The sequence below is a fragment of the Acinetobacter thutiue genome, assembly GCF_030385805.1.
GTDB lineage: Bacteria > Pseudomonadota > Gammaproteobacteria > Pseudomonadales > Moraxellaceae > Acinetobacter > Acinetobacter corruptisaponis.
In genome coordinates, this window is sequence record NZ_JAUDZE010000018.1 from 1 (window position 1) to 9,477 (window position 9,477).

Sequence of the window (9,477 nt, forward strand, 5' to 3'; positions counted from 1 at the left end):
GACACTCTTATCGACAAGTCGGTCGGCTGGTCAATCTAAGCAAAAATACCGTGTTGGATATCGTTAAAAGAAGTCGGAGTGAAAATCCTTAGCGTGCTATATTTTCCGTTTCCTGAGACGACCCCTAACTGAAGACATTGACGGTGGATGGGCTGCAATGGGAATTAAAACCTCTACAGAGTTCACAGCGGGTTGCAAGCGTTGGGTTGAGTTGAGGTTATCGGATTGGAAGTGGAGGGCTGCCATATGATTGCCATCTCTGACATAGCGTTTTAAGGTATTTTTCTAGGGCGTATTGATGTTTCAACGTATTAACAATCATACGAACAACCTCATTCTCTCAGGTCATTTTCTTCTTGCCGATGGGTGATTTTTCGCCGATAAGCACTTGGTGATACACCAAACCAGCGTTTAAACGCGCGCCGAAAATTAGCAGAGTCGTGGTAATTCAGTAAGCTGGCAATTGCCTCGACCGATATTTGAGGGTCATGTAAATAACTACTGGCTTTCTCAGATAAAATCCGATCTCGAATCAGCCGGTAACTCGTGTTCTCTTTGACCAGACGTCTGGCCAGCGTACGCTTATTCATAAACAAGGCTGCAGCCAGATCCTCTTCACTCAGTTGCCCGAGCGGATAGGACAGCATGGCTTTTTGCACTTGGTAGGTGGTGCTGTGTTGTTGGGTCTTGAGCCGGTTGAGGATCATTTCGCATTGTTGCATCGCCAGCAGATAGCTATCGTGCTGCGCGGATGCATTGGCAATCAAGCACAACTCGGTCGGCACTCGGATCGACAGTTGTGGCTGATCAAACTGATAGGTACCGGCAAGATAATCCGCGTAACAGGCATGATGATCGGGGGCGGGATGGCTAAACTGAATCACCGCCTCGGTCAGCGGTCGTCCAACAATAAATTCGGCACATTCCGAAAAAATCACCGCAACAGTTTCGGACAGTAGCCGATGTACTGCGCTATTCAGGGTTTGCTCAAAAAAAATCATGCAGCTCGTCCACGCAGCATCGGTATGTGCTTCAAGTCGCATCAAACTTATACGCGTCGGCAAAAATGTCTGAAACGCATGTAACACGGCTAGCAAGTTCGGGCTACTATTAATTAAAAAGCCCATCGCACCATGCGTTGAGGGAGTTAGGCGCTGACCCAAGCGCAAACCGAACTGTTCAGATGTTGATAGATCTATGCTGTTTTGCAGGATCTGAGCTTGTTGGCTGGCCGTGATCATGGTGTCATCACGCATCAGTTGCTCAGTGGTCAGCGCAGTGAATTTTAATAATTTCGGCAGATCGCGCGCTTGTAAGTCCAGTTCTCGACCGATCAAACGGGTATAGCTACACGGAATGATCGCGGGTTCTTTGCCTGAGTGAGTCTGATACATGGAATATGCTTTATTGGCTGACGAGGTAATATTGTCTTTTTATGACCTCTATTTGTCAAATAATAACCTCTACAGAACCGCAGAGAGTGCGTAATCTTGAGCTTGAACAGTGAAATTAAGCCAAATCGGAGTCGTAGCCATGAGCCAAATTACATTTATTGCCCACGATGGTGCACAAACCAGCGTTGCAATCGAAGCGGGTAAGTCACTAATGCAGTTGGCGGTTGAAAACGGTGTTGCCGGAATTGATGGGGATTGCGGTGGCGAATGCGCCTGTGGTACCTGCCACGTGATTGTCAGTGCTGAGTGGTCGGATGTTGCGGGTACGGCACAAGCGAATGAGCAGCAGATGTTGGAAATGACCCCAGAGCGTGCTGCCACCTCACGTTTGGCGTGTTGTATCCAAGTGACCGATGCAATGGATGGCATGACGGTACATCTGCCTGAGTTTCAGATGTAACACGTCAGCTGTAACCCAGCGGATCAACCGCCTTAACAAACACACCTCGTCAACGATGCTCAGTCAGGAGACCATCATGAACTCAGTCGCAGAAATTTTTGAGAAAATAACCCAAACTGTCACCAGCACCGCTGCAGACGTAGCAACCACGGTTACGGATAAAGTCAAGTCTAATGAGCAGTTTCAAACGGGCAAGCAGTTTTTGCATGGTCAAGTGACCCGTTTTGTCCCATTGCACACGCAGGTTCGCGGCATTCAGTGGATGCAAAAAGCCAAATTCCGTGTGTTTAACGTGCAAGAATTTCCTGCATTTATCGAGCAACCGATTCCAGAAGTTGCAACACTGGCACTTGCTGAGATTGATGTTAGCAACCCATTTTTATACAAGCAAAAAAAATGGCAGTCTTACTTTAAGCGGCTGCGTGATGAAGCACCGGTACATTATCAAGCCAACAGTCCGTTTGGGGCATTTTGGTCGGTCACGCGTTACGATGATATTGTCTATGTCGATAAAAATCATGAGATTTTTTCAGCTGAACCTGTGATCGCGATTGGCAACACCCCTCCTGGGTTAGATGCTGAAATGTTTATTGCAATGGACCCACCCAAGCACGATGTGCAGCGGCAGGCCGTACAGGATGTAGTCGCACCAAAAAATCTCAAAGAGCTAGAGGGTTTGATTCGGCTACGCGTGCAAGAGGTTTTGGATCAGTTGCCAACGGATCAGCCGTTTGATTGGGTGCAGAATGTTTCGATTGAGCTGACAGCCCGTATGTTGGCAACATTATTTGATTTCCCATACGAAAAGCGGCACAAATTGGTTGAATGGTCAGACTTGATGGCTGGCACTGCGGAGGCCACAGGTGGGACAGTGACAAATTTGGATGAGATTTTTGATGCAGCAGTCGATGCAGCAAAGCATTTTGCGGAGTTATGGCATAGAAAAGCCGCACAAAAATCTGCAGGCGCTGAAATGGGCTATGATTTGATCAGCTTGATGCAGTCAAACGAAGCGACTAAAGACCTGATTTATCGGCCGATGGAGTTTATGGGCAATTTGGTCTTGCTAATTGTCGGCGGCAACGATACCACACGCAACTCGATGACGGGTGGGGTATACGCACTTAACCTGTTTCCAAATGAGTTCGTCAAACTCAAAAACAATCCGAGCTTGATCCCGAACATGGTATCCGAAATTATTCGCTGGCAAACCCCGCTGGCCTATATGCGTCGGATTGCCAAGCAAGATGTAGAGCTTAACGGTCAGACCATCAAAAAAGGCGACAAGGTGGTGATGTGGTACGTTTCTGGCAACCGCGATGAGCGAGTGATTGAGCGACCTGATGAATTGATCATTGATCGTAAAGGTGCGCGTAATCATCTGTCATTTGGTTTTGGTGTGCATCGCTGTATGGGTAATCGCTTGGCCGAGATGCAGTTGCGAATCTTATGGGAAGAGCTGCTTCAGCGTTTTGAAAATATTGAGGTTTTGGGTGAGCCAGAAATTGTGCAATCTAACTTTGTGCGCGGCTATGCCAAGATGATGGTCAAACTGACTGCCAAAGCGTAGGTATCAAAATAGGCGACAGAGGCATTTTGCAACTGTCGTCGGCAACAATTGATGCTGTGCATCAACCATGAACTGAGTGAATTCATATGCAAACAATCGTCATCATTGGCGCAAGTCATGCTGCGGCGCAGTTGGCGGCAAGTCTGCGGCCAGATGGCTGGCAGGGCGAGATTGTGGTGATCGGCGATGAGCCGTATTTGCCGTATCATCGACCGCCGTTGTCCAAGACCTTTTTATGCGGTGCACAACTGGTCGATGAGTTATTGATTCGGCCAGCCGCTTTTTATCAAAAAAATCAGATCGAATTTCGGCACGGGCGGGTGGTTGCGATTGATCGGGCAGCGCGCAGCGTGACACTACAAGATGGCAGTACGCTTGCGTATGACCAGTTGGCGCTGTGTACCGGTGCACGAGTCAGGACGGTGTCGCTGGCTGGGTCTGATTTGGCAGGTGTGCATTATCTTAGAAATATCAGCGATGTACAGGCTATCCAGCCATTTGTACAACCCAACGGCAAAGCAGTGGTGATCGGTGGTGGCTATATCGGTCTTGAAACAGCCGCCGCATTGACCGAGCAGGGCATGCAGGTGGTGGTCTTGGAAGCCGCCGAGCGGATTTTGCAGCGGGTAACTGCACCGGAAGTGTCGGACTTTTATACGCGGATTCATCGCGAACAGGGTGTGACGATTCATACCGGTGTGTCGGTCACGGCGATCACGGGTGAGGGGCGGGCGCAAGCGGTGCTGTGTGCCGATGGTTCGATGTTCGATGCAGATCTGGTGATCATCGGGGTCGGGGTTGTACCGAATATCGAGTTGGCGCTGGACGCGGGCTTGCAGGTGGACAATGGTATTGTGATTGATGAGTATTGCCGTACCAGTGCGCCAGAGATTGTGGCCATCGGGGATTGTGCCAATGCGTTTAATCCGATTTATCAGCGGCGGATGCGCTTGGAGTCGGTACCAAACGCCAATGAACAGGCCAAAATTGCCTCGGCGACCTTGTGTGGCTTACAGCGGACCTCGAAGAGTTTGCCTTGGTTTTGGTCAGATCAGTATGATCTAAAGTTGCAGATTGCGGGACTCAGTCAGGGGTATGATCAGATCGTGATTCGGGGTGATGTGCAGCAAAGGCGTAGCTTTGCAGCGTTTTATTTGCAGGCGGGTCGCCTGATTGCGGCGGATTGTGTGAATCGTCCGCAGGAGTTTATGCTAAGCAAAAAGCTGATCACGGCTGGTACGGCGGTCGATCCACTGCGGTTGGCGGATGAGTCGATTGCGGTACAGGCGTTGATGGGGTAGCTTAAAACTACATCAGGCTAGATTTGCATTACGCTGATTCAGATGTTAATCAGAATGGCATCGATAGATACCTGTGAGAGCAAGTCAGGTGCAGCTTTGGCTTTGTGTAATTCACCACCCGTGATCGCAAACACGATGGGTAATCCATACCCATCTACGGCAAGATGGATCTTACTTGTCTTGCTACCTCGACTTAAGCCAATCGCCTCCTGATCGTGAGTTGCAGCACGTGCATTATGTTGATGTGCCTTGACGTAATTGCTATCCATAACCCCTACTCTATATCAGAGTCAGTAGATAAAACCCTGAGTATGCTTTGGAAAAAACCTTTTGCTGACCAGTCGTTGTATCTTTTGTAGAGATTAGGCTGCTGACCAAACTCAGTCAGGAGGTAGGTCTAGCCATGGACATTTCACCCACATTCTGTAGAGCATGGCTTCTACGGTGAGCCGTAAATTTGGTTTGTGATCAATGTCCTGTTGCTTGAGCATAGGAGAAATCTTTGCTCAATGTTGGTCGTTCAGCATAAAGCGTGGCATGGTGGACTCGGATGGGGAGAGCTTTAATTCTCTGAGTCTGCCTCCAATTTGCAATCAATATTTTCAAACGTCAACACACTCTAATGTAAAAAAACTAACATTAAAAAAACACCTCTGCCAAAAGGTCTGGTAGCTATATTCGATGTCAAAGATGATCTGGCTCACCTGCTGCGTTGTTAACTCATTCTATCAAATTTTGAGGACAGGTTTGACATTTGGTCAATTGACCAATATAGTGCTAATTTGAACTTGACCGAGCAGTCAGTCTGACTTTGGTTCAGACGGTAACTCATGACCTGTCTCGCCCCTGAGGGCAAAGCTGATAGCAGGTCTACGTCCGTTTAATCGCTTTAAAGGAGACCTTTACCATGACGCATCTAATGACTATTCAGCCGCGCAAGCCGCGGTTTGCCTTAAGTGACGTTCCCGTTTTCTGGAACGATGGCGATCCTGTTTTGACGCGTTTCTTTGACGCGCTTTCTATTCACTTCCCCGATGGCGAGCGGTTTTTTATTCAGTCGGTACGCAACTATGAAAATCAGGTCACCGATCCCACGCTCAGAGCAGATATCAAAAACTTTTTCCGTCAGGAAGCCCAACACGGTATCGTGCATGACCAGTATAATGCTGTGATGCAGGCGCAGGGCATTCATGTCGAAAAAGTCATATCCCGATTAAAGCTTTTTATTCAGGTATTCCAGAAACACCTGCCTGCCAAGTATCAGCTGGCCATGACAGCTGCCTTTGAACACATTACCGCCACACTGGGCGAAGGCTTTATGGACGATGAAGGTGAGATGTTCAAGAACGCCCATCCCGCCATGCGCGCCATGTACATGTGGCACGGTGTAGAAGAAGTCGAACACAAGGCGGTGGCCTTTGATGTGTATGAAAAAGCAGCAGGTGGTGGCTATTTCATACGCACGTCCGCCCTGATTGTAGGCACTGTGCTAGTGCATGCCGTTGTGGGCTCGGTGCTTTGGCATATGCTAAAGGTTGATAAAATGCAAGGTCAGCCCTTAGTGCTTGCCAAAGGGTTTTATCGGCTGTATGGGCCACGTGGCCTGATTACCAGACTTATTCCACGCTATCTGGACTGGTTTAAACCGGGCTTCCACCCTGCTGATACAGGTATCCCGGAAAAAGTCAGTGCCTGGCTGGCAGAATATGACAAGCATCAGGACCCCATGGAAGCTTCGCGAATTGTTTTTAACATTCCAATTGCGGCGGCAGCATAAAATAAGCAGAAGTGCTGGAAGATTTTACACGACTAAATCGAGTATTATATTGGTCTGATACCATAGTATGAGTGAAGCCGTGTTAAGTCGAGAATCTGCTCGAGTCGAGGTTACAGACCGCGAAAGAGTGCTCGCTGCCTCTGCCAGGCTGTTCCGGGAAAAGGGTTTTGAGCGTGCAAGCGTCCGAGAAATTGCAAGGGCTTGCGGCATTCTTCCCGGCAGCCTTCATTATCGCTATCGCAGTAAGGATGATATTCTGGTTGATATGATGCAGCTGGCCATTGAAAGAACTATCCACGGGATCATTGAAGCAACCTCAATGATCCAGGATCCTCTAAAAAAAATGAAATCGGCACTGCACGCCCATCTTAATGTACTCATGTCTGGTGATGATATGGTATATGTGCTTTTGTTTGAGTGGCGCTCGCTCCATGGTGCCGCACGTGAGCAGATGATCGCCGAACGAGACCGATACGAACAATATTGGCACGCCATCCTAAATGAGCTGAAGACTCAGGGTTTTATCCGTAAGGATGTGGATGTGGATCTGTTAAGGCTTATTGGCCTAGGCGCCATCAATTGGGCGGCCACCTGGTATAAGGACAATGGAAAGTACAATCTTGAACAAATCGCTGATGCCATATGGCAAATGATGACAAGAGGCATACTTAATATGGATTTTCACGACGAGGCAAAAAACCTGTGAAGAAACGGGATGTTCAAATTACCCATGCCATCGGGAGACATTGTGGCAGCTCTGCAATTCGTGACCTGCTTGAATTTAATGGGCTGACTATTTCTGAGGCCATGTGCCTTGGATTAGGTTCAGGGCTTGGGGTGACTTACCTGGAGCTAGCGGCGGATGCCCCTGTGCCATTTTTAGTGCATGTGCGTTCCCTGGGATTTGAAGCACGCGTATTTCAAAGCCTGGGCATACCTTTTGAATGGCAAACTTTCGATTCCCCCGAGTTGGCAGCCGTAGCGCTTGGCAACTGCCTGGATGCGGGACGCCCCACCCTGCTGCTGACAGATATTTTTTACCTGCCTTACTTTAACAGCACCACTCACTTTCCCGGTCACGCCATTGCGGCCTGGTCGAAAAACCCAGAGACGGGCGAGATTCTGGTTACTGACACTGAGCGCCCTGATGTGCTGTCCGTGAGCGAACAGGCTCTCACGCGCGCGCGATTTTCTACGCAGCCGCCGTTTATTCATCATGGCAACATGTTCACCCCGAACGCATTTCAAGGGCACATTACGCCCGAGATAATCACCCAGGTCATCCGTGACAATGCCAGCTCATTAGCCACAGGGGGTCTATCGGCCCTGCAAACCTGGCTAGATGACCTTGGGCGCTGGGGCAGCACAGGTGACTGGCACTGGACCACCCGCTTTGCCTATCAGGTCATCGAGAAGCGTGGAACAGGTGGCGGCGGGTTCCGGAAAATGTATGCCGAGTTCCTTGATGAGGCGATTCACTATAACGCCGGTGTACAGCAGCAGCAGTTGCCGTTGTTAATGCGGGCTTGTGAAAAAACATGGACTGCTTTAGCCATGTGCCTGAAATCGGCTTCTGAAAGCCCGGACTTTCCGCATGCTGCCATTGAAGCGGCAATTTTTGCGGTCATGCAGACAGAGCGCAATTATGTAGATGCCGCCCTTGCACTCTGAAACGTGCCGTTAATTTTTTTGTAATTCAATTAGTCAGAAATGGCGGGAGTCAACAATGGACGGTAATAACGCGACACATCTTACGATGGCTAAAGCGTTTTTTGGGACGAATCATGCGTTGTTCAATATGTTCAATATTAATGTCGGCGCCGTGAGCAATGGTCATGCCGAAATGAGCATGCCCTTCTCTGAACAACTGGCGGACCGTAAGGGTGCGCTGCACCGGGGAGCCCTGGTAACACTGCTTGATACCACGTGCGGCTTGTCTATTTTTTCATCATTGCGCTCTTTGGAACCAATTGCCACCATTGATTTGCGTGTCGATTTTCTACGTAGCATTCCCGCGGCAATGGGTTTAAAGGCTGTAGTGGATTGCATCGGCAGGACAGATACAGTTGCCTTTATTACCGGCCGTGCGTTTGCAGAAGAAAGTGGCGAACTGCTGGCAACAGCGGCTGGCTCTTTTGCTATTGGCACAATGGGGCCTGCCTTTGACAATGAAGTGCGAGACCACTGATATGAGTATTGTAAAGCACAACAGCGCCGATACACCCGGCACCGCGGCCCTGAGCCTGTATGACGAGCCGTTTGTCGAGTTTCTGGGTTTTCGCGAAGAACTGCAAAATGGAGAAACACGCTACTTTATGGATTTCCGTGATTCGCATATCGGCAATCCCATGATTGGAACCTTTCATGGTGGCATTCTTGCAAGCTTTGGTGAAGTGGCTGCAGCAGCCTATCTGGCCCGTCAGCGCGGCGATGCTACGCTTCCCTTATGCTCGACAATGACCTTTGATTACCTGCGGCCAGCGTTTAAGGGAACTTTGCAGGCCATACCCAGCATTGTTCGTGCGGGTCGGCGCATTACGACAGTATCGGTTCAGTTACTACTTGATGGCAAGTTGGTTTGTATCGGTCGATTCCTGTTTACGGTTAGCAGCAAATAAAATTGGAGCAAGCTCAGTTCAGGATGCCGACCCTGTTTTACTCAGAAAAATTTTCAATAGATAGACAAATAATATCAAATAGCTGGAACTACTACTGATACCGATACAGCGTTGGCGCAGAAATCCCAAACTCCTTCGCCAATGCTCGCTTGGTTTTGTAGTCGCCAGATTCAAGACGTTGATGCAGCAGAGCCACTTGTTCAGGAGTCAGTGACGGCTTACGGCCCTTGTAGGGGTCGTCTCAGGAAACGGAAAATATAGCACGCTAAGGTTTTTCAATTGCGCGCAATGGCCTAAATTTTCCACCACCTATCTTGGCTTTGCTTCGCCATAGATAATCCCCAGTTAAATTGATGT

The 9,477-nt window shown here is 49.0% G+C and carries 10 protein-coding genes and 1 pseudogene; 8 read left to right on the forward strand and 3 right to left on the reverse strand.

The window, feature by feature from the left end:
* Positions 1–332 precede the first annotated feature (332 nt).
* Positions 333–1,394, reverse strand: coding sequence for an AraC family transcriptional regulator (locus QTA56_RS18055; RefSeq protein ID WP_035270176.1), 1,062 nt, complete (start codon positions 1,392–1,394; stop codon positions 333–335).
* Between the two features lie 139 nt (positions 1,395–1,533).
* Between QTA56_RS18055 and QTA56_RS18060 the strand changes: the two genes are divergently transcribed.
* The 3 genes from QTA56_RS18060 (at position 1,534) to QTA56_RS18070 (ending at position 4,725) form a co-directional block, all read left to right on the forward strand.
* On the forward strand, positions 1,534–1,854 hold the full coding sequence (locus QTA56_RS18060; RefSeq protein WP_000078398.1) for a 2Fe-2S iron-sulfur cluster-binding protein: 321 nt from the start codon (positions 1,534–1,536) through the stop codon (positions 1,852–1,854).
* Positions 1,855–1,930: 76 nt separating this feature from the next.
* On the forward strand, positions 1,931–3,424 hold the full coding sequence (locus tag QTA56_RS18065; RefSeq protein WP_001089493.1) for a cytochrome P450: 1,494 nt from the start codon (positions 1,931–1,933) through the stop codon (positions 3,422–3,424).
* A gap of 86 nt (positions 3,425–3,510) precedes the next feature.
* A complete protein-coding gene (locus QTA56_RS18070) occupies positions 3,511–4,725 on the forward strand; it encodes an NAD(P)/FAD-dependent oxidoreductase (protein ID WP_001193555.1) in 1,215 nt (404 codons plus the stop codon).
* A 38-nt stretch (positions 4,726–4,763) separates the two neighbouring features.
* On the opposite strand, the gene QTA56_RS18075 is transcribed toward QTA56_RS18070, so the two are convergent.
* The gene (locus tag QTA56_RS18075) at positions 4,764–4,994 is read right to left on the reverse strand and encodes an IS5 family transposase (protein ID WP_004656998.1); all 231 of its coding nucleotides are present in this window, start codon (positions 4,992–4,994) and stop codon (positions 4,764–4,766) included.
* A gap of 638 nt (positions 4,995–5,632) precedes the next feature.
* On the opposite strand from QTA56_RS18075, the gene QTA56_RS18080 reads away from it, so the two are divergent.
* From QTA56_RS18080 to QTA56_RS18100, 5 genes are all read left to right on the forward strand, one after another.
* Entirely contained in the window at positions 5,633–6,502 is an 870-nt protein-coding gene (locus QTA56_RS18080) for a metal-dependent hydrolase (RefSeq protein ID WP_026472016.1), read from the forward strand.
* 67 nt (positions 6,503–6,569) lie between these two features.
* Positions 6,570–7,208: a TetR/AcrR family transcriptional regulator gene (locus QTA56_RS18085; RefSeq protein ID WP_228133138.1), complete on the forward strand. Its 639-nt coding sequence runs from the start codon at positions 6,570–6,572 to the stop codon at positions 7,206–7,208.
* Positions 7,205–8,173, forward strand: coding sequence for a BtrH N-terminal domain-containing protein (locus tag QTA56_RS18090; protein ID WP_026472014.1), 969 nt, complete (start codon positions 7,205–7,207; stop codon positions 8,171–8,173). The genes QTA56_RS18085 and QTA56_RS18090 overlap by 4 nt, the downstream gene beginning before the upstream one ends.
* A gap of 55 nt (positions 8,174–8,228) precedes the next feature.
* Positions 8,229–8,690 (forward strand): PaaI family thioesterase, encoded by a 462-nt coding sequence (locus QTA56_RS18095; RefSeq protein WP_026472013.1) that lies wholly within the window; start codon positions 8,229–8,231, stop codon positions 8,688–8,690.
* Between the two features lies 1 nt (position 8,691).
* Positions 8,692–9,120, forward strand: coding sequence for a PaaI family thioesterase (locus QTA56_RS18100; RefSeq protein ID WP_267982266.1), 429 nt, complete (start codon positions 8,692–8,694; stop codon positions 9,118–9,120).
* Positions 9,121–9,211: 91 nt separating this feature from the next.
* On the opposite strand, the pseudogene QTA56_RS18105 reads toward QTA56_RS18100, so the two are convergent.
* Positions 9,212–9,334 (reverse strand): annotated as a pseudogene (locus QTA56_RS18105) (helix-turn-helix domain-containing protein); the annotation flags it as partial.
* Between the last annotated feature and the right edge of the window lie 143 nt (positions 9,335–9,477).

Coding starts and splice junctions, on each gene's coding strand:
- QTA56_RS18055 (WP_035270176.1), bottom strand. CDS start 1,394: ATGTATCAGACTCACTCAGGCAAAGAACCCGCGATCATTCCGTGTAGC.
- QTA56_RS18060 (WP_000078398.1), top strand. CDS start 1,534: ATGAGCCAAATTACATTTATTGCCCACGATGGTGCACAAACCAGCGTT.
- QTA56_RS18065 (WP_001089493.1), top strand. CDS start 1,931: ATGAACTCAGTCGCAGAAATTTTTGAGAAAATAACCCAAACTGTCACC.
- QTA56_RS18070 (WP_001193555.1), top strand. CDS start 3,511: ATGCAAACAATCGTCATCATTGGCGCAAGTCATGCTGCGGCGCAGTTG.
- QTA56_RS18075 (WP_004656998.1), bottom strand. CDS start 4,994: ATGGATAGCAATTACGTCAAGGCACATCAACATAATGCACGTGCTGCA.
- QTA56_RS18080 (WP_026472016.1), top strand. CDS start 5,633: ATGACGCATCTAATGACTATTCAGCCGCGCAAGCCGCGGTTTGCCTTA.
- QTA56_RS18085 (WP_228133138.1), top strand. CDS start 6,570: ATGAGTGAAGCCGTGTTAAGTCGAGAATCTGCTCGAGTCGAGGTTACA.
- QTA56_RS18095 (WP_026472013.1), top strand. CDS start 8,229: ATGGACGGTAATAACGCGACACATCTTACGATGGCTAAAGCGTTTTTT.
- QTA56_RS18100 (WP_267982266.1), top strand. CDS start 8,692: ATGAGTATTGTAAAGCACAACAGCGCCGATACACCCGGCACCGCGGCC.